At 59.3% G+C, this 19893-nt stretch carries 17 protein-coding genes; 5 read left to right on the top strand and 12 right to left on the bottom strand.

Annotated features, from left to right (window positions below):
- Positions 1-15: 15 nt before the first annotated feature.
- The 12 genes from RGU44_RS01080 to RGU44_RS01025 form a co-directional block, all read right to left on the bottom strand.
- Positions 16-561 (bottom strand): hypothetical protein, encoded by a 546-nt coding sequence (locus RGU44_RS01080; RefSeq protein WP_322178186.1) that lies wholly within the window; start codon positions 559-561, stop codon positions 16-18.
- A gap of 25 nt (positions 562-586) precedes the next feature.
- Positions 587-1318 carry a TetR family transcriptional regulator gene (locus RGU44_RS01075; protein ID WP_322215248.1) on the bottom strand — a complete coding sequence of 244 codons (732 nt, stop codon included), beginning with the start codon at positions 1316-1318 and terminating at the stop codon, positions 587-589.
- 184 nt (positions 1319-1502) lie between these two features.
- Positions 1503-3005, bottom strand: a complete 1503-nt coding sequence (lysS, locus tag RGU44_RS01070; RefSeq protein ID WP_219061188.1) for a lysine--tRNA ligase — start codon at positions 3003-3005, stop codon at positions 1503-1505.
- 84 nt (positions 3006-3089) lie between these two features.
- A protein-coding gene (gene prfB / locus RGU44_RS01065; protein WP_322178184.1) for a peptide chain release factor 2 occupies positions 3090-4185 on the bottom strand; the annotation gives its coding sequence in 2 pieces (ribosomal slippage) (positions 3090-4112 and positions 4114-4185; 1095 coding nt in all).
- Between the two features lie 133 nt (positions 4186-4318).
- The gene (locus RGU44_RS01060; RefSeq protein ID WP_322215247.1) at positions 4319-5332 is read right to left on the bottom strand and encodes a PleD family two-component system response regulator; all 1014 of its coding nucleotides are present in this window, start codon (positions 5330-5332) and stop codon (positions 4319-4321) included.
- 48 nt (positions 5333-5380) lie between these two features.
- Complete coding sequence (locus RGU44_RS01055; RefSeq protein ID WP_322178182.1) at positions 5381-6388, bottom strand: chemotaxis response regulator protein-glutamate methylesterase; 1008 nt, start codon at positions 6386-6388, stop codon at positions 5381-5383.
- A complete protein-coding gene (locus tag RGU44_RS01050; RefSeq protein ID WP_322215246.1) occupies positions 6385-8733 on the bottom strand; it encodes a hybrid sensor histidine kinase/response regulator in 2349 nt (782 codons plus the stop codon). Before RGU44_RS01050 ends, RGU44_RS01055 begins: the two co-directional genes overlap by 4 nt.
- Positions 8730-9419, bottom strand: coding sequence for a chemotaxis protein CheW (locus RGU44_RS01045; RefSeq protein ID WP_322215245.1), 690 nt, complete (start codon positions 9417-9419; stop codon positions 8730-8732). Before RGU44_RS01045 ends, RGU44_RS01050 begins: the two co-directional genes overlap by 4 nt.
- Complete coding sequence (locus tag RGU44_RS01040; protein ID WP_322215243.1) at positions 9416-10717, bottom strand: protein-glutamate O-methyltransferase CheR; 1302 nt, start codon at positions 10715-10717, stop codon at positions 9416-9418. Before RGU44_RS01040 ends, RGU44_RS01045 begins: the two co-directional genes overlap by 4 nt.
- Positions 10714-11250, bottom strand: coding sequence for a chemotaxis protein CheW (locus RGU44_RS01035; RefSeq protein WP_322215241.1), 537 nt, complete (start codon positions 11248-11250; stop codon positions 10714-10716). Before RGU44_RS01035 ends, RGU44_RS01040 begins: the two co-directional genes overlap by 4 nt.
- Positions 11251-11259: 9 nt before the next feature.
- On the bottom strand, positions 11260-12882 hold the full coding sequence (locus tag RGU44_RS01030; RefSeq protein ID WP_322215239.1) for a methyl-accepting chemotaxis protein: 1623 nt from the start codon (positions 12880-12882) through the stop codon (positions 11260-11262).
- A gap of 140 nt (positions 12883-13022) precedes the next feature.
- Entirely contained in the window at positions 13023-13772 is a 750-nt protein-coding gene (locus RGU44_RS01025; protein WP_322215236.1) for a tellurite resistance TerB family protein, read from the bottom strand.
- 196 nt (positions 13773-13968) lie between these two features.
- On the opposite strand from RGU44_RS01025, the gene RGU44_RS01020 reads away from it, so the two are divergent.
- The 5 genes from RGU44_RS01020 to RGU44_RS01000 all read left to right on the top strand — a co-directional run bounded on the left by RGU44_RS01020 (position 13969) and on the right by RGU44_RS01000 (position 19889).
- Complete coding sequence (locus tag RGU44_RS01020; RefSeq protein WP_322178175.1) at positions 13969-14883, top strand: LysR family transcriptional regulator; 915 nt, start codon at positions 13969-13971, stop codon at positions 14881-14883.
- Between the two features lie 135 nt (positions 14884-15018).
- A complete protein-coding gene (locus tag RGU44_RS01015) occupies positions 15019-16482 on the top strand; it encodes a gamma-aminobutyraldehyde dehydrogenase (RefSeq protein ID WP_322217724.1) in 1464 nt (487 codons plus the stop codon).
- Between the two features lie 118 nt (positions 16483-16600).
- The gene (gene ydcS / locus RGU44_RS01010) at positions 16601-17752 is read left to right on the top strand and encodes a putative ABC transporter substrate-binding protein YdcS (protein ID WP_322178173.1); all 1152 of its coding nucleotides are present in this window, start codon (positions 16601-16603) and stop codon (positions 17750-17752) included.
- A 143-nt stretch (positions 17753-17895) separates the two neighbouring features.
- Positions 17896-18936: an ABC transporter ATP-binding protein gene (locus tag RGU44_RS01005; RefSeq protein ID WP_322178172.1), complete on the top strand. Its 1041-nt coding sequence runs from the start codon at positions 17896-17898 to the stop codon at positions 18934-18936.
- Between the two features lie 2 nt (positions 18937-18938).
- Entirely contained in the window at positions 18939-19889 is a 951-nt protein-coding gene (locus RGU44_RS01000; protein WP_322178171.1) for an ABC transporter permease, read from the top strand.
- Positions 19890-19893: the final 4 nt, after the last annotated feature.

Genomic DNA, 19893 nt, shown 5'->3' with positions numbered 1-19893 from the left:
GTTAGGCGTGTCGCCCTACTTGGGCAAGCGCTGATACCGCGCCACTTCGAGAAAAACATCGGAGTTGGCCGGATCGTCGAGATAGGCAAATACCTGATCGAGAGGGCTGGTGATCAGCACGCCATCGCCCTTCTCGGTTTCCAGCGTTTCGCCAGCCAGGGTTTTCTGTTCGATCAGCTGATTGACCCGATCGACATCGAGGTTGTAGACCACCAGTTCATGGTTTTCGGTCAACTCGAAACCTGCAATGACGAAATTAGCACCGTATTTCTGCGGCAAACCCGCCGACAGGTACCAGCGACTGCCATGCCGAGACACGGTGAATGCGTATTCATCGCGGTGTTTGCGATCACCCGTGCGGTAGCTGACGGCCTGGTACTGATGGACGCCCGTGCGCGTGACTTCAAGTTCGAGCGCTTCACCCCAGGCGTTTTTGCTGGCCCATTTGCCAAGCATGGCTTTGGGTGCCGCATCGTTGGCGGGTATCGGGTCCTTGAAGGTCACCAGGCAGCCGCTCAATAACACGAACGACAAGGCAATGGCCACGCGCCAAGCTTTCATCGGGTTTTCCTGAACATACGCATATTCACTCGCAAACAGGTGTCGTGGTCCCCAACACCAGATGCAGGTGGCGGGTGAGGATGCCGAGCATTTCTTCGTCTGCGTGAGGCTGCGGGCCGTGGAGCAGGCCCTGATATTCCATCCGGCTGATTATCCCCGTCAACACTTGTGCATCCTGATGCGGTTGCGAAGACCCCATCACCTGGAGGAATTGACCTGTACCTTGCAGCAAAATCTCCTGATGTGCACTGACCAGCAGGGCCAGTCTCGGGTTGAGCAAGGCCTCATGGTGGAAGGCGTGCTCGGCGATCAGATGCTCGCGGCGCGTCATCAATTGGCGACGCACGTACTCCATGGTCATCAGGGCGATTTCATCGGCCAGGCGGGCTCGAGCGCCAGGGCTGCCATCGCTTCGGGCAACCATTTCACGCAGGATCACTTCGGTGTTTTCCCACAGCTTGGCCATGTAGGCCGCGCTGCGCTCGACGTATTGGGCAAAAGCATCGGTGAGCAGGTCATCGATGTCTTTGAAGTAATAGGTCGTGGCTGACAGGGGCACGCTGGCTTCGGCGGCCACCGCACGATGACGCACGGCTCGCACGCCATCGCGAACGACAATGCGCATGACCGCGTCGAGGATCTCCTGTCGGCGCTGCTCACTGCCCTGTCGAATGGCCTTGCGACCTTGATACTGAACACTCTGCGCTACGGCTGTGGCAACGCCAGCAGCCCCCTTTTGAGCGATCGCACGGTTCACAACAGGTTTTCCTTTTTGGTTGTAGCCTGGACGGACGCCTTCGCGGACACGTCCGCTCCTACAGAGATACTGCGGTCTACTGTGGGAGCAAGCTTGCCATTACGCGTCCCGCTGCGAATGGCTTCACGCGGGTTGTCTGACGAATACAAAAAAGCCGCCCTTGCGAGGCGGCTTCTTCACATTTTTACGCTTGTGGGCGCATGTGCGGGAACAGAATCACGTCACGAATCGACGGTGCATCGGTGAGTAGCATCACCAGCCGGTCGATGCCGATACCTTCACCGGCCGTTGGCGGCATGCCGTACTCCAGCGCACGCACGAAGTCAGCATCGTAATGCATGGCCTCATCGTCCCCTGAATCCTTGTCGCGAACCTGAGCCTGGAACCGCTCGGCCTGGTCTTCCGCGTCATTCAACTCGGAGTAGGCGTTGGCGATTTCGCGGCCACCGATGAACAGCTCAAAGCGGTCGGTGACGTTCGGGTTGTTATTGTTGCGACGTGCCAGCGGCGACACTTCGAACGGGTATTCGGTGATGAAGGTCGGTTGTTCCAGTTGGTGCTCGACCAGCTCTTCGAAAATCATGGTCTGCAACTTGCCCAGACCTTCGAAGCCTTTAACGGCAGCACCGGCTTTCTTGGCGATAGCACGCGCCTTGTCGATGTCTTCAAGGTCGGCCGCAGTGATGTCCGGGTTGTACTTGAGGATCGACGCGAACACCGAAATACGCTGGAACGGTTCGCCGAAATGGAACACTTTGCCCTGATAAGGCACGTCGGTACTGTTCAGAACCAGCTGTGCCAGCTCGCGGAACAACTCCTCGGTGAGGTCCATGTTGTCTTCGTAATCAGCGTATGCCTGATAGAACTCAAGCATGGTGAATTCGGGGTTGTGCCGAGTCGAAACGCCTTCGTTACGGAAGTTGCGGTTGATCTCGAATACACGCTCGAACCCGCCCACCACCAGACGTTTGAGGAACAGCTCTGGCGCGATACGCAGGAACATGTCCAGGTCGAGTGCATTGTGATGCGTTTCGAAAGGCTTGGCCGCAGCACCACCCGGGATGGTCTGCAACATCGGCGTTTCCACTTCAAGGAAATCGCGCTGCATAAAGAAGCTGCGAATGTGCGCAATGACTTGCGAACGAACGCGGAAGGTGTGGCGTACTTCTTCGTTGACGATCAAGTCAACGTAGCGCTGACGATAGCGGGTTTCGGTATCGGTCAGGCCATGGTGCTTGTCCGGCAGCGGGCGCAGGGACTTGGTCAGCAGCCGCACGTTGGTCATTTCGACATACAGGTCGCCCTTGCCGGAACGCGCCAGGGTGCCTTCGGCGGCGATGATGTCACCAAGGTCCCAGGTTTTGACCGCCGCCAGGGTTTCTTCTGGCAACGTCTTGCGGTTGACATAGACCTGGATGCGACCCGTCATGTCCTGAATCACCATGAACGAGCCACGGTTGAGCATGAGGCGACCCGCGACCTTGACCGGAATCGCTGCAGCCAACAGCTCTTCCTTGGTCTTGTCGACATACTGCTTCTGCAAATCATTGCAGTAGCTGTCGCGGCGGAAGTCGTTGGGGAAGGCCTGGCCCTTGGCGCGCTCGGCAGCAAGCTTTTCCTTGCGCAGGGCGATCAGGCTGTTTTCTTCCTGTTGCAGGTCTTGCGGGTCGAGTTGTTGGTCGCTCATGTCTTAAATTTTCCATCGCAGGTTCGTTGCCCTCGCCATCAGGACGAGGGACTTGAATCGGGGCTGCTGTATCAGGGCTTGGGATTACAGCCCTTGCTTGAGGCTGGCCACAAGGTACTCATCGATATCGCCGTCGAGCACGTTGACGCAGTCGCTTCTTTCGATACCGGTACGCAGATCCTTGATCCGCGACTGGTCGAGCACATACGAGCGAATCTGATGACCCCAGCCGATATCCGACTTGGTGTCTTCCAGGGCCTGCGAAGCGGCATTGCGCTTCTGCACTTCCTGCTCATACAAGCGTGCCCGCAACATTTTCATCGCGGTGTCTTTGTTCGCGTGCTGGGAACGTTCGTTCTGGCAGCAGACCACCGTGTTGGACGGTATGTGCGTAATCCGTACCGCCGAGTCGGTGGTGTTAACGTGCTGACCACCGGCACCGGAGGAACGGTAGGTGTCGATTCGCAAGTCCGACGGGTTGATGTCGATTTCGATGTTGTCATCGATTTCCGGCGACACGAACACGGCCGAGAACGAGGTGTGGCGACGGTTGCCCGAGTCGAACGGGCTCTTGCGCACCAGGCGGTGCACACCGATCTCGGTGCGCAACCAACCAAAGGCGTATTCACCCTTGATGTGCAGAGTCGCGCCTTTGATCCCGGCGACTTCACCCGCGGACAATTCCATGATGGTGGCGTCGAAACCGCGTTTATCCGCCCAGCGCAGGTACATGCGCAGCAGGATGTTGGCCCAGTCCTGAGCCTCTGTACCGCCAGAGCCGGCCTGAATATCCAGATAAGCGTTGTTGGCGTCCATCTCGCCGCTGAACATCCGACGGAATTCCAGCTTCTCCAGCGACTCGCGCAAGCGCTCGACTTCAGCAGCCACGTCGTCCACGGCAGCCTGATCTTCTTCTTCGGCGGACATCAACAGCAGGTCTTTGGCGTCGACCAGGCCAGAGGACATTTCGTCCAGGGTGTCGACGATCTGCGCCAGCAAGGAACGCTCGCGGCCCAGGTTCTGTGCGTACTCGGGGTTGTTCCAGACAGCAGGATCTTCAAGCTCGCGATTGACTTCAGTCAGACGCTCATGCTTTTGATCGTAGTCAAAGATACCCCCGAATGGTTTCAGAACGCTCGGACAGGTCCTTGATGCTGTTTAGGATCGGGTTGATTTCCATGGTGGGCAGCACTCGTAGGCGAACTTTTGAAAGCCGACGAGTATAACTCACCACCGACCGCTAAGGCAGTCCATTGGGCAGGCCTTACGGGAGTTTCTGCGCTGCACGATTCCACCGCCGATGCCGCAACGGATCAGCTAACCCCCACCACCACCACCTGATTGCGTCCATTGTTCTTCGCGGAATATAAACCCTTGTCGGCGTCCATGATCAGTTGGCGACTGTTGGAGCCCGGTTGCGGGATCATGGTGGCTAAGCCGATGCTGATAGTCAGGATCGAGCCCGGCAAAGGGAAAATGTGCGGGATATTGAGGCCCTCCACGGTCTGGCGCAGCTTTTCGGCCAGCAGCCGCGCACCGCCTGGTGAGGTGGTTGGCAGCACCAGGGCAAACTCTTCCCCACCGTAACGCGCTGGCAGATCGGAAGATCGACCGCAACTCTCGCGAATCGCACTGGAGACCTGACGCAGTGCTTCGTCACCTTCGAGATGGCCAAAGTTGTCATTGAAGGCCTTGAAGTAGTCCACATCAATCATCAACAACGAGATCTGGCTTTGCTCACGCAGTGCCCGGCGCCACTCCAGCTCCAGGTACTCGTCGAAGTGCCGACGATTGGACAGGCCAGTCAAGCCGTCCGAGTTCATCAAGCGCTGTAACACCAGATTGGTATCGAGCAACTGCTGCTGACTGACGCGCAAGGCTCTATAGGCTTCATCACGCTGCAACAGAGTCATGTACGAGCGAGAGTGGTAACGAATGCGCGCCACCAACTCGATGGTGTCCGGCAGCTTGACCAGATAATCATTGGCACCGGCCGCGAAGGCCGCGCTTTTGATCAGCGGGTCTTCCTTGGTCGAGAGTACGATGATCGGAATATCGCGGGTCAGCGGGTTGTTGCGGTACTCACGCACCAGGGTCAGACCATCGAGGCCCGGCATGACCAGATCCTGCAAAATCACCGTCGGCCTGATCAAAATAGCCTGGGCAATCGCCTGATGCGGGTCGGCACAGAAGTGGAAATCGATGTTATCTTCGTTGGCCAGCCCACGGCGCACCGCTTCACCAATCATTGCCTGATCGTCGACCAACAGCACCATCGCCGAGTTCTCGTCGGTCTTCTTGAAACCATCTATTTGCAAATCATGCATGCCGGGGCTCCTGCTCTCTGACTGGTCGTGAACACGCCTGAAAAGTCATTAGCCGAACACCTCGATCAATCTGGGCGCAATTTTTTCCAGTGGCCGAATTTCGACAGCTGCATCGATCGCGGCAGCCGCCTTGGGCATGCCATACACAGCACAGCTGTGTTGATCCTGAGCGATGGTCAAAAACCCCTGCTGTCGCATCAACTTAAGCCCTTGAGCACCATCGCGCCCCATCCCCGTTAGCAACACACCCACCGCATCTCCACTCCAATAGCTGGCCACACTCTCGAAAAAAACGTCGATCGAGGGCCGATAAATTTCGTTTACGGGCTCGGCGGTGTACGCCAGACTACCGTTTTTCAATAAGCGAATATGGTGATTGGTGCCCGCCAGCAAGACTGTTCCCCGCTCTGGCGGCTCGCCGTCACGGGCCAGACGCACGGGCAAACCAGACGCACTGGCCAGCCACTCAGCCATCCCGGCGGCAAAAACCTGATCCACATGCTGAACCAGCACAACAGCCGCAGGAAATGACGCGGGCAGGCCCTTCAGGAGAACTTCCAGCGCTGCCGGGCCGCCCGCGGAAGAGCCGATGGCCACCAGACCCTGGCGCTGTACGCTCGCACGCAAAGGCGTGGCGACCGTGCGCACGCGACTGTCGCGCTGACCGATCAACCAGTCAATATTGAGGATCTTGCGCAATAGCGGGGCCGCTGCGTCCTTGGGATTCCCTGCGCCCAGGGCGGGCGTATCGACCACATCCAGCGCGCCGTACCCCATGGCTTCAAACACCCGATGGACATTCTGCTGTCGGTCCACGGTAACAATGACGATGGCACACGGTGTAGCGGCCATGATCTGTCGGGTCGCTTCGACGCCATCCATGACCGGCATGATCAGGTCCATCAGGATAAGGTCCGGCGTCAGCTGCGCACAGCGCTCGACGGCTTCGGCGCCATTGGCCGCGACCCAGACCACCTGATGCGCGGGCTCGAAAGCGATGGCCCGGCGCAGGGCCTCCACGGCCATGGGCATATCGTTGACGATAGCGATCTTCATCCCTGTGCACCTCCGATCAACTCCATCACGGCATCGAGCAAAGCGTCGTCATGAAAGCTGGCTTTAGCCAAGTAATAATCCGCACCGGCATCCAGACCTCGACGGCGATCTTCTTCTCGGTCCTTGTATGACACCACCATCACCGGCAGGGACTGCAAACGACTGTCCCGACGCAACAGGGTAACCAGCTCGATACCGTCCATGCGCGGCATGTCTATATCGGTGATCAGCAAGTCAAAGTCTTCGGCACGCAAGGCATTCCAGCCGTCCATGCCATCCACCGCCACCACCACTTCATACCCACGATTGAGCAGCAACTTGCGCTCCAGCTCACGCACCGTCAGCGAGTCATCGACCACCAACACCCGCTTGCGCGCTACGGCATCGGCTTGCTGGCCGCCCCGGCCGATGCGCTCCAGACGTCCGGTGTTGAGCAGTTTCTCCACCGAACGCAGCATATCGTCCACATCAATGATCAATACCGCCGAGCCATCGTCGAGCAAGGCCCCGGCTGAAATATCCTGGACCTTGCCCAGTCGCGGATCGAGGGGCAGCACCACCAGCGTGCGCTCACCGATAAAACGCTCGACCGCCACGCCATATACGGCATCCCGCTCACGAATGATCACGACCTTGAGCACGTCACCGACAGGCTGGCTTTGCGGGCGCTGAAGCAACTGGCTGGCGGCCACCAGTCCTACGGGACGGTCGTCGTACCAGAAATGCTGACGCCCCTCCAACTGCACGACTTCGCTGACCTGCACATCACGCATGCGTTCGATGTGCGCCAAGGGGAATGCATACGCCTCCCCACCGACGTCGACCACCAGACTGCGGACCACCGACAGGGTCAGTGGCACTGTCAGTTGGAAGCGGCTGCCCTGCCCTGCGCCCTGTTCGACTTCGATCGCCCCACGAAGTTGGCGGACCATATGCTGCACCGCGTCCAGGCCAACGCCACGCCCGGACACTTCGGTGACTTTGTCGCGCAGACTGAAGCCGGGCAGGAACAAAAAACTCAGCAGCTCATCTTCACTCAGTTGCTCAGCGGTTTCAGCGGGCGACAACTGGCGCTTGATGATGCTGCGACGCAGTTGATCGAGATCGACACCCGCGCCGTCGTCACTGACTTCCACCACCAACAGGCCGGCCTGATGGGACGCCCTGAGCCGGATGACGCCTTCTGCAGGCTTACCTGCCAGCAGCCGCTGCTCGGGCAATTCGATGCCATGATCCACCGCGTTGCGCAGCAAATGGGTCAAGGGCGCTTCAAGCTTTTCCAGCACGTCACGGTCAACCTGGGTCTTTTCGCCTTCGATTTCCAGGCGCACAGGCTTACCCAACTCGCGGCCCAGGTCGCGGACCATGCGCGCCTGACCGACCAGCACATCGGCAAAGGGGCGCATCCGACAGGCCAGTGCAGTGTCGTACATCAACTGCGCACGCTGGCTGGCCTGCCAACCGAACTCATCCAACTGAGAGGTCTGCTGGATCAGCATCGCCTGGGCTTCGGACAGCAAACGCCGGGCTTCTTCGAGTATTTCCAGGGCCTCGACGCTTGCGCCGGACTCTTTGAGGCTCACATCCAGACTGTCGAGGGTCCTCGCGCTTTTATTTTGCAGACGCTTGACCCGCTGCATTGTCGCCAGATACGGCTTGATCCGCTGAGTTTCGACCAGCGACTTACTCGACAAGTCGAGCAAGCTGTTCAGGCGATCGGCCGTCACCCGCAAGACGCGCTCACCGCCTTCAGCGATCCGTTGGTTTTGACGGGGCGCCTCAGCCACGACAGAAGCAAGGACAGAAACCGGGTCCGGCTCGGTGTACGGCGCAGGAGTATCAAGGCGCAGTGCAGCGGCCAATAAATCGACAGTGGTCATCTCGGGCATGGACAGAAGCGATTCAAGCGACGGCTGTGCAGACGTTGCCGACGCTGAATCGCCGGTGGCGGCACCTGGCGCCAGCAACGCGTTCATTTGCAGCACATACGCGTCGATATCCGCAGGGCTAACGCCCGTACTGCCTGGCGTGGCGATGCGCATCAGCAAGTCGGTACCCAGCAGCAAAGCATCGATATGCTCGGGCCGCAGGCGCAACCTGAATTCTTGGGCGCTGACCAGGCAATCTTCCATTACATGGGCCACGCTGACCCCGGCATCGACCCCGACAATCCGCGCCGCGCCCTTGAGCGAATGGGCGGCGCGCATGCAGGCTTCCAGGTGCTCTGCCTGCGCGGGATTGCGTTCCAGCGCCAGCAAGCCGGCACTGAGGACCTGGGTTTGTGCTTCGGCTTCCAGCGTGAACAACTCAAACAGCGAGGCATCGCGCATTTGTTCTGGGGTCATGTGAGGCTCCGGTTCACCGCCGACAGCAGTTGATCTTCATCGAGCAGGCGCAAACTGCGCGCTTTCCACTGCAGAACGCCCTGGGTAAATCTGGCATGGGTCTGATGACCCGCGTCGGATGCCGAGTCCAGTTCACGCTCATCCATGGCATGGATGCCATCGACCTCGTCCACCGGCACCACGACCGGGCCACCCTGAGCGGCGACGATCAGCATACGCGGCATGATCCGCGCCGAGGGCGTCACCACTGGCGAGTTGTCCAGGCCCAGCAACTCAACCAGCGACAGGCAGGCCACCAGCGCGCCCCGTACATTGGCGACGCCAAGCAACGCCCGCGAGCGTTGATGCGGCAGAGAATGAATGGCCTGCAACGGCGCCACTTCGACCAGACAGCGGGTGGGCAACCCGAGCCATTCTTCGCCCAGACGAAACACCAGGATCGAGCGGGTCTTGATCTCGCTGTGAGCCTCAAGGGTATGGCCCTGCACCCGATGTTCCTGGGCCAGGGAGTAGCGATCCAGCAGGCGCGTGGCGGCAGCTGAATACACCGAACAGTTACGGCAATGAATATGCTCGGCCAGCAATGGGCAAGAACGCTCGCCATGTATACCAATACGGTTCCAGCAATCGTCGATTACCTGAAGGTCTTGCTGGGTCAGGCTTGGTTCGCTCAGCTGGCCGCTCATCGATTACGTCCTTCCTTGCTCAGGCCACGGGCAGCCCGGTCCTGCAAACGGCGGGCACCTTCGGTATCGCCTTGAGAGGCCAGCAGAGTCGCCAACTGCGCCAATGCCTCGGAATGTTGTGGCTGCAGGTACAACGCTTTGCGATACAAACCCTGCGCCTCCGCCGTCTGGCCGCCGAGATCGCTGAGCAGTCCCAGCCAATAAAACACTTGGGCTACCGGCTCATATAGTTTCAGGTAGCGCTCGCAGGCCGCGCGCGCCTCGGCACTTTTACCCTCGTTGGCCAGGCTTGCGATGTTTGCCAGCAAGCTGGCGGCTTCATTGTCGAGGCCCCCTGCCGGAGTGGGTACAGCTCTGGCGCTTGCAAGGACCGGCGGGCTTGACGCAAACGATCGGGGGCTCGCCCGCAACGGCAGACTGGCCCGCGAACGAGTAAAGGTCGCTGGCACCGGGGTTGGAAGCGACAGGGGCACAACAGCAGCAGGCGGCACTTCGGCTTTTTCCGCGCAGCGGCTAAAAGCAAACGACTGCGCAATACCGATTGAACGCATGCCCAAACGCGCCAGCAGACTGCCCTCGGCCGGACCGATAAACAACACGCCTTCTTCGCGGGTCATGCGCTTGAGCACCTCGAAAACGCGTTGTTGGGTCGCCAGATCGAAATAGATCAACAGATTGCGGCAGAACACGAAGTCATAAGCGGGTCTCGCCGCCAACAACGTCGGATCAAGCACGTTACCCGTCTGAAAGTTGACCTGGTTACACACCCGTTCATTGAGTAAAAAACCATCGACCTCAGCACTGAAATACTGGTCACGAAAGGTTATTTGCTCACCGCGAAACGAGTTTCTGCCATAAATCGCCCGCGTTGCCCGCTCAATGGACAAGGGACTGATATCGATGCCATCGACCTGAAACTGTTGCGGGCAAATCCCGGCATCGAACAGGGCCATGGCAATCGAATAGGGTTCTTCGCCCGTGGAACAGGGCAGGCTGAGGATACGCAGCGGTCGCGAGCCCATCAGTTCCGCCAGTCGCGTCTGCGCCAGCTTGCCCAGGGTCGAAAACGATTCCGGGTAACGAAAGAACCAGGTCTCGGGGACAATCACCGCTTCGATCAGCGCTTGCTGCTCGCTGGCCGACGTCTGCAACAACTGCCAATAGCCGTCACTGTCCTGCGCGCTCGATGCGGCGCAACGCTGGCGCACGGCGCGCTCGATGATCGCTTCACCGACCGAGGCAACGTCCAGACCGATGCGGTCCTTGAGGAAGGAGAAGAAACGCGCGTCATTGCTCATGGCGCCTCCTCGAACAGCTCGATACTCAAGGGTTGGGCAGGATAAAGCAGCTCGCGCACCGAATCACTGAGCAGGTCCTGGACCCGAATCCATTGCAGCAACCCTTGTTTGTCCTCGCGGACAGGACCGAGGTAGGGTGACAGTCGATTATCCAGACCGTATTCCTTGAACTCGCGAGGCGGGCAACGCAGGGTATCGGTGGCCTGTTCCAGAATCAGGCCGAGCAACTGGCCGGATCGGTCAGCGTCCGGGCGATAGTGAACCAGGACCAGACGGGTACTGGTTCGAGTCTGTGCCGGGCGGCCAAAGGTGAGCGCACTGAGATCAATCACCGGCACCACCATGCCCCGGTACGCAAACACCCCAGCAACCCAATGCGGCGCCTGGGGGATGGGCCTGAGATGCAAACGCGGGAGTACTTCGGCGATTTCGACCGCCTCCAGGGCGTAACGCTCGTCACCTATGTGAAACAACAAAAACAGCTTGTTCTGCGGTAAAGCTGGGGCGCCACGCTTGGTTGAGTGCTCGATCATCGTCCGGTCTCAGACTTTGAAACGCGAGACGCCGCTGCGCAGCCCCACCGCCACCTGGCTCAGTTCATCAATGGCGAAACTGGCCTGACGCAACGACTCCACCGTCTGGCTGCTGGCATCACCCAGTTGCACCAGCGCCTGATTGATCTGTTCAGCACCGGTGGCTTGCGCCTGCATGCCTTCGTTAACCATCAGGACTCGCGGCGCCAAGGCCTGCACCTGATAGATGATCTGCGAAAGCTGCTCGCCGACCTGAGTCACTTCGAACATGCCACGACGGACTTCTTCGGAGAACTTGTCCATGCCCATCACGCCTGCGGACACGGCCGACTGAATCTCACGAACCATCTGCTCGATGTCGTACGTCGCCACGGCAGTCTGATCGGCCAAGCGACGTACTTCAGTCGCAACCACGGCAAAACCGCGCCCATACTCACCCGCTTTTTCCGCTTCGATGGCCGCGTTGAGCGACAAGAGGTTGGTCTGGTCGGCCACTTTGACGATGGTCACTACCACCTGATTGATGTTGCCGGCCTTCTCATTGAGGATCGCCAACTTGGCGTTGACCAGATCGGCAGCCCCCATGACCTGATGCATGGTCTCTTCCATACGCGCCAGGCCTTGCTGGCCGGAGCCTGCAAGGATCGAAGCCTGATCCGCGGCGGAGGTGACCTCGGTCATGGTGCGCACCAGATCACGGGACGTGGCGGCGATTTCTCTGGAGGTCGCACCGATTTCCGTGGTGGTGGCAGCCGTTTCGGTGGCCGTGGCCTGTTGCTGTCTGGAGGTCGCGGCGATCTCGGTCACCGAGGTGGTGACCTGTACCGACGAACGCTGGGCCTGTGAAACCAGGCCCGTCAACTCGGTCATCATGTCGTTGAAGCCAGTTTCGACTGCACCGAACTCATCTTTGCGGTCCAGGTCCAGGCGCTTGCTCAAGTCACCGGTGCGCATGACCTCGAGAATCTGCACGATGCGCTGCATCGGCGCCATGATTGCGCGCATTAACAGCAAGCCACAGCTCGCGGCAGCAGCCAGGGCGATCAGCAGGGAAATACCCATGCTGATTTTCGCGTCAGTCACCGAGACGCTAATTGATTCGGCCGCATGGTCAGCCAGTTTCTTGTTTTCGGTGATCAACGTATTGATAAGATCGCGACCCAGATTCCAGACAGGGGACAGCTGCGTGTTGAGCGCACTGCGGGCCTTGATAAAATCATTGGATTGATAAAGCGCGAGAACGTCATCGAGGGCTTTCCGATAAACCTCATGTTGCCTCTCAAATGCATCGAAGCGGACCTGGTCATCTGAGCTGAAAATGGTTTTCTTATAGTTGCTCACTTCGTTTTCTAGGATGGCTTCGTTAGCCTTGAACTGCTCAAGTTCAGCCGTCGTAAGCGGCCGACCTTCGTCTTCGCCGAGCAGCTTCAAGGTGACAACGTAACTAGTGCCCCATGCATTGCGGATGGTGGTGCTGTAATAAAGGCCCGGCAGAGCATCAGTGCGGACCTGCTCCTCGCTGGACTGAATAGAAAGCAGTCGGGAGTACGACACGACAACCATCAACAACATGATGGCGATGATCACAGCGAAACTCGCCAGAATCCGTTGGCGCAACGTCCAGTTCTTCACAGTCAGCCCTCAAGAGTTCAACACCGGCAGCATCCGCCGAGTTCAAGAAGTGGACCAACAGACGGCCCAAAGCAGGCTGAGTATAGCCCAGCCCCCTTAAGGCTAATACGGGTGTTTCCGACATACTTTCAGCTGGTTGCTCACCCTTTATCAGAAGCCTGCCGCACGTGCGCCTCAAGCTCTACCTTGAGTGCAGGGTCCAACCTGAGTTGGCGAGCAAGTTCGTCAAGATAGGCGCGCTCCATAAAGTGCTCCTCATCCACCAACATCACGCTGGCAATGTACATTTCGGCGGCCATTTCCGGCGTGTTCGCCGCTCGAGCGACTTCTGCCGGATCGAGAGGTTTGTTGAGTTCGGCCTGCAACCAATGCCGCAGCTCCTGATCGTTGGTCAGTTTGGTGAATTCACCCTCTATCAACTGACGCTCACGGTCATCAACATGGCCGTCCGCCTTGGCCGCAGCCACCAGTGCCCTGAGAATCGCCTGACTGTGCTCTTCGACCTGCGGCGCTGGCAGCCGGTCAATAGTTTGTGGCTCGGAGTGTGGGGCTGTGCCTTGATTGGCTTGCCAATTGCCATAGGCTTTGTAGGCCAAAACCCCCAGCGCCGCGAGACCACCGTAGGTCAGCGCCTTGCCGCCCACCTTGCGTGCGGTTTTATTACCCATCAGCAAACCCATCGCACCAGCCGCCAATGCTCCGCCGCCCGCACCGGACAGGAACCCACCCAACCCTCCGCCCGCCCCACCGAGCAAACCGCCTAACCCCCCTGAACCGCCCGCAGCGGGGGCGCTGTTATCGGAATGATTGCCCGTTCGTACGCCAGTTTTGTTCTGTAGCAGGTCCTGCCCGGACTTAAGCAGTTGATCGAGTAAGCCACGCGTATTCATGGGAAAGCCTCCAGAACTTGTCAGTCGTTTCGTGGCCAGCAGAGTAGAACGAAGTGTGTCCTGGCAGGTTTGAGGAGTGCTTCGAAATGTTGCATGGCCCTCCAGGCAGCGTCACTCGCTCAACTATCGTTTAAAAAGATATACACTCTGAAACATCTAAAAAACCAATCAACAACCTCGCCAGAGCTGCCCTCTCATGATGACGTTGCGCCAGATCCGTCACTTCATCGCGGTCGCGGAAACCGGTTCGATCTCGGCCGCCGCACAGGCGGTGTACATTTCCCAGTCCACGCTGACGTTGGCGATCCAGCAACTGGAACAGGAAATCGGCGTCACGCTGTTCAACCGCCATGCCAAAGGCATGAGCCTGACCCATCAGGGCCACCAGTTCCTGCGCCAGGCGCACTTGATCCTGGCCACGGTGGACAACGCCAAGCGCAGCCTGCAACAAAGCACCGACCAGGTAGCAGGCCAGTTGATTGTCGGCGTGACCAGCCTGGTGGCGGGCTATTACCTGGCGGACTTGTTGACTCGTTTTCAGCGTGCTTACCCCAACGTCGACATCCGCGTAATGGAAGACGAGCGCCCGTATATCGAGCATTTGCTGGTCAGCGGCGAGATTGATGTCGGGGTGTTGATCCTGTCCAACCTCGAAGACCGCTACGCCCTGCAAACCGAAGTACTCACCCACTCACCGCACCGGGTCTGGCTGCCTGCGCAGCACCCCCTGCTGGAACACGACAGCATTAACCTGGCAGACGTCGCTCGCGAGCCGTTAATTCAGCTCAATGTCGATGAAATGGACATGAATGCCCAGCGCATGTGGTCGCGAGCCGGCCTGCAACCGCACATCACACTGCGCACAGCTTCGACCGAAGCCGTCCGGAGCCTGGTGGCAGCCGGACTCGGGGTTTCCATCCAGCCAGACATGACCTATCGGCCCTGGTCGCTGGAGGGCGACATCATCGAAGCGCGCCCCTTGGCGGACCTCAGCCAGACCCTGGACGTAGGCCTAGCATGGCGCCGAGGCACGGCACGACCCGCGTTGGTCGACCCCTTTTTGAGCGTCGCCCGCGAGCAACCTCATACCGGGCGCAGGCTATCTATTTAATCGAACGCAGCTTTCAGTATTTAGCATTTGTCGACCTCTCGCCCGCGCACTAGTCTCTGTGGCTATAGATGGCCGGGCGCGCCAAGGAGCAAGCCCATGGACCCCACGGCCACAAAAAAAAAGAGAGCACCCAACATGCCCGGCGCGCACCCGACCCCATTGTTCACGGCACTGTTAATCGACGGTGAACTGGTCGCAGGCCAAGGTTTCGTCGAACCGATCCTCAATCCAGCCACCGGCGAAGTACTGACTCATATTGCCGAAGCCAGCATTGAACAAGTCGAATCCGCAATCCTCGCCGCCCACCGCGCCTTTGCCAGCTGGTCTCGAACCACACCGCAACAACGCTCGAACATCCTGCTGTCCATTGCCAACGTCATTGAAAAACAAGCCGATCAGCTCGCCCGCCTGGAATCGCTGAACTGCGGCAAGCCCCTGCACCTGGCGCGCCAGGATGACTTAAGCGCGACGGTCGACGTGTTCCGTTTTTTCGCTGGCGCCGTGCGCTGCCAGACAGGACAACTCTCCGGCGAATACCTGCCAGGCTACACCAGCATGGTTCGGCGTGACCCGATTGGCGTGGTGGCGTCCATCGCGCCGTGGAATTACCCGATCATGATGGCCGCCTGGAAAATCGCCCCGGCACTGGCGGCGGGCAACACGTTGGTGTTCAAACCGTCCGAACACACACCACTGTCGATCCTGGCGCTGGCCCCGGCGCTGGCTGAGCTGTTGCCGCGCGGGGTCATCAATATCATCTGCGGCGGCGGTGAAGGTGTCGGTAGCCATTTAGTCAGCCACCCGAAAGTACGCATGGTATCGCTGACCGGTGACATCGTTACCGGACAAAAAATCCTTCAGGCAGCCGCCAAAACCCTCAAACGCACGCACCTGGAACTGGGCGGCAAAGCCCCGGTCATCGTCTGCAACGACGCTGACATTCAGGCGGTGGTTGAGGGCGTGCGCACCTACGGCTACTACAACGCGGGGCAGGATTGCACGGCCGCGTGCCGAATCTACGCACAGACAGGCATTCATGATCGCTTGGTGGCCGAACTCGGCGCGGCGGTCAGCAGCCTGCGCTTTGCCGGCAAACGTGACGCCGACAATGAAATCGGTCCGCTGATCAGCACCCGCCAGCGTGATCGGGTCGCCAGCTTCGTCGAGCGTGCATTGGGCCAGCCACACATCGAGCGCATTACGGGCGCAGCGGTGCATTCCGGGGCAGGCTTCTACTATCAGCCGACCCTGCTCGCCGGCTGCAAACAAACCGACGAGATCGTCCAGCGCGAGGTGTTCGGTCCGGTCGTCACCGTGACCCGCTTCGATCAGCTTGAGCAAGCGGTGGACTGGGCCAACGACTCGGAATACGGCCTGGCGTCGTCGATCTGGACCCAGAATCTGGACAAGGCCATGCAAGTGGCCGCGCGCTTGCAGTACGGATGCACCTGGATCAATAGCCATTTCATGCTGGTCAGCGAAATGCCCCACGGCGGCCTCAAGCGCTCGGGTTATGGCAAGGATTTATCCAGCGACTCGTTGCAGGATTACAGCGTGGTGCGCCACATCATGGCGCGTCACGGGCAAGACTTGAGCTGAACAACGCTCAAGACGAATGACTGCACTACGCTTTACAGCACTCTAATAATCAGCCCGAAAAGGGCATGTCGTACCCGTTCAAAACTGCCCCGACCATAATTAAAGAAGAGGGAATCCCATGTCAGTGCTCAAGACCGCAGTACTCAGCGCTGTAGTCACCGGTATGTTCACCAGCTGCGGTGTCTCCGCGGCAGAGATGCTCAAAACCGTAGGCGACGGCGAGGGCCAGCTCGATATTGTCGCGTGGCCGGGCTACATCGAACGGGGTGAAAGCGACAAGGCATACGATTGGGTAACCGGCTTCGAGCAAGAGACCGGCTGCAAGGTCAGCGTCAAAACTGCCGCCACCTCCGATGAGATGGTCAGCTTGATGGCCAAGGGCGGTTATGACCTGGTGACGGCATCAGGCGATGCGTCGCTGCGACTGATCGTCGGCAAGCGGGTCCAGCCCATCAACACCGCGCTGATTCCGAACTGGAAGAACATCGACCCGCGCCTGGCGAACGGTCCTTGGTACGTGGTCAACAAACAAACCTACGGCACGCCTTATCAGTGGGGCCCGAACGTGCTGATGTACAACACCACTGTGTTCAAGGTCGCGCCCGTCAGCTGGAGCGTGGTATTCGAAGCGCAAAACCTGCCAGACGGCAAACCCAACAAAGGCCGTGTGCAGGCTTATGACGGCCCGATCTATATCGCAGATGCCGCGCTGTACCTGAAGTCGACCCAGCCTGAACTGGGGATTAAAAACCCGTATGAACTCAACGAAACCCAGTACAAGGCGGTCCTCGACCTACTGCGCAAACAACAGCCGTTGATCCACCGTTATTGGCACGACGCCACCGTCCAGATGAGTGACGTCAAGAACGAAGGCGTCGCGGCCTCCAGCTCATGGGGCTACATGGTCAACGGCCTCAAGGCTGACAAACAGCCTGTGGCCTCGACCATTCCAAAAGAAGGCGCTACCGGCTGGGCTGACACCACCATGCTCCACGCCGACGCTAAGCACCCGAACTGTGCCTACAAGTGGATGGACTGGTCGCTGCAACCTAAAGTCCAGGGCGACGTTGCCGCCTGGTTCGGTTCATTGCCAGCAGTACCCGCAGCGTGCAAGGCCAGCGAACTGCTGGGTGCCGAAGGGTGCGCGACCAATGGTTTCGACCAGTTCGACAAGATCGCTTTCTGGAAAACCCCGCAAGCTGAAGGCGGCAAGTTCGTGCCGTACAGCCGCTGGACCCAGGATTACATCGCGATCATGGGCGGTCGCTGAGTCCGTCTGAAGGTCCTGCGGACCTTACCGCAGGCAAACCATGCTCCTACAAAATCTGCGCTGTCCCTGTAGGAGCGGGCTTGCCCGCGAGCGACTGCAAAGCAGTCGCAAATGATTCACCCGCATTTTCGGAGCTACACACCATGACGCTTGCAGTCCAGTTCACCCACGTTTCCCGTCAGTTCGGCGAAGTGAAAGCCGTTGACCGGGTTTCCATTGATATTCAGGACGGTGAGTTCTTTTCCATGCTGGGCCCGTCGGGCTCGGGCAAAACTACCTGTCTGCGCTTGATTGCCGGTTTCGAGCAGCCGAGCGCAGGCTCAATCCGCATTCATGGCGAAGAGGCGGCAGGCCTGCCGCCCTATCAGCGTGATGTGAACACCGTGTTCCAGGACTATGCGTTGTTCCCGCACATGAACGTGCGGGACAACGTTGCCTATGGCTTGAAGGTCAAGGGCGTCGGTAAAGCCGAACGTCTCAAGCGTGCCGAGGAAGCCTTGGCCATGGTCGCGCTCAATGGCTACGGCGACCGCAAACCGGTGCAACTCTCCGGCGGCCAGCGTCAACGTGTTGCACTGGCACGCGCCTTGGTCAATCGGCCCCGCGTGCTGCTGCTCGATGAGCCGCTGGGCGCCCTCGATTTGAAGCTGCGCGAACAGATGCAAGGCGAGCTGAAGAAGCTCCAGCGCCAACTCGGCATCACCTTTATTTTCGTCACTCACGATCAGACCGAAGCCCTGTCCATGTCCGACCGCGTGGCGGTGTTCAACAAAGGGCGCATCGAGCAGGTCGATACCCCACGCAATCTGTACATGAAGCCGGCCACCACCTTTGTCGCCGAGTTCGTTGGCACCTCCAACGTATTGCACGGCGAGCTGGCCCTGCAATTGAGCGGCATCGCTCAACCGTTTTCGATTCGCCCGGAACACATCCGCTTTGCCGAAGGCCAGGTTGGCAGTCACGAGATCCAGGTCAGCGGCCTGCTGCACGATATTCAATATCAAGGCAGCGCCACCCGCTACGAACTCACCCTCGACAACGGCCAGACCCTGAATATCAGCCAGGCCAACAACCAGTGGCTGGACACCAGCACGCACTACCAGACCGGTCAGCGAATCACCGCACGCTGGGCCCGTGAGGCGATGATCACGCTGCACGAACCGGCCGCGGGCGAGGGTCTGTGACCATGAGCCAGGCCATCTCCCACCCGGCGACGCAGCCCGGACAATCGCCCTTGCGGCGCTTCTCCAACCTGCTCTATCGCCGCCCCAATCTCTACCTTGCGCTGCTACTGATCCCTCCACTGCTCTGGTTCGGCGCGGTCTATCTCGGTTCGCTGCTGACCCTGTTGTGGCAGGGCTTCTATACCTTCGACGACTTCACCATGGCAGTCACTCCTGAACTGACCCTGGCCAACTTCGCGGCCCTGTTCAGTCCGGCGAATTTCGACATCATCAAGCGCACCTTGGGCATGGCGGTGGCGGTGTCTATTGCCAGCGGCATCGTCGCGTTCCCTATCGCCTATTACATGGCGCGCTACACCACGGGCAAGACCAAGGCATTTTTCTACATCGCCGTGATGATGCCAATGTGGGCCAGCTACATCGTCAAGGCCTATGCCTGGACCCTGCTGTTGGCCAAAGGCGGCGTGGCGCAGTGGTTCGTTCAGCACATGGGGCTGGAACCGGTGTTGCAGTTCATCCTGGGTATTCCCGGCGTGGGCGGTAGCACCTTGTCGACCTCGCACCTGGGGCGCTTCATGGTCTTCGTCTACATCTGGCTGCCGTTCATGATCCTGCCAATCCAGGCGTCACTGGAGCGCTTGCCCCCGTCGTTGTTGCAAGCCTCCGCCGACCTTGGCGCCACGCCACGCCAGACCTTCATGAACGTGACGTTGCCGCTGTCGGTGCCAGGAATCGCTGCCGGTTCAATTTTCACCTTTTCCCTGACCTTGGGCGACTTCATCGTGCCGCAGCTGATCGGTCCACCCGGCTACTTCATCGGCAGCATGGTCTACGCCCAACAAGGCGCTATCGGCAACATGCCCATGGCCGCAGCCTTCACTCTGGTGCCCATCGTGCTGATCGCTGTTTATCTGTCCATTGTCAAACGACTGGGGGCCTTCGATGCGCTCTAAACCT

The organism is Pseudomonas sp. 5C2, assembly GCF_034314155.1.
GTDB lineage: Bacteria > Pseudomonadota > Gammaproteobacteria > Pseudomonadales > Pseudomonadaceae > Aquipseudomonas.
Note: the sequence above shows the minus strand (reverse complement) of the source record. Positions and strands in the feature narration are given on the sequence as shown.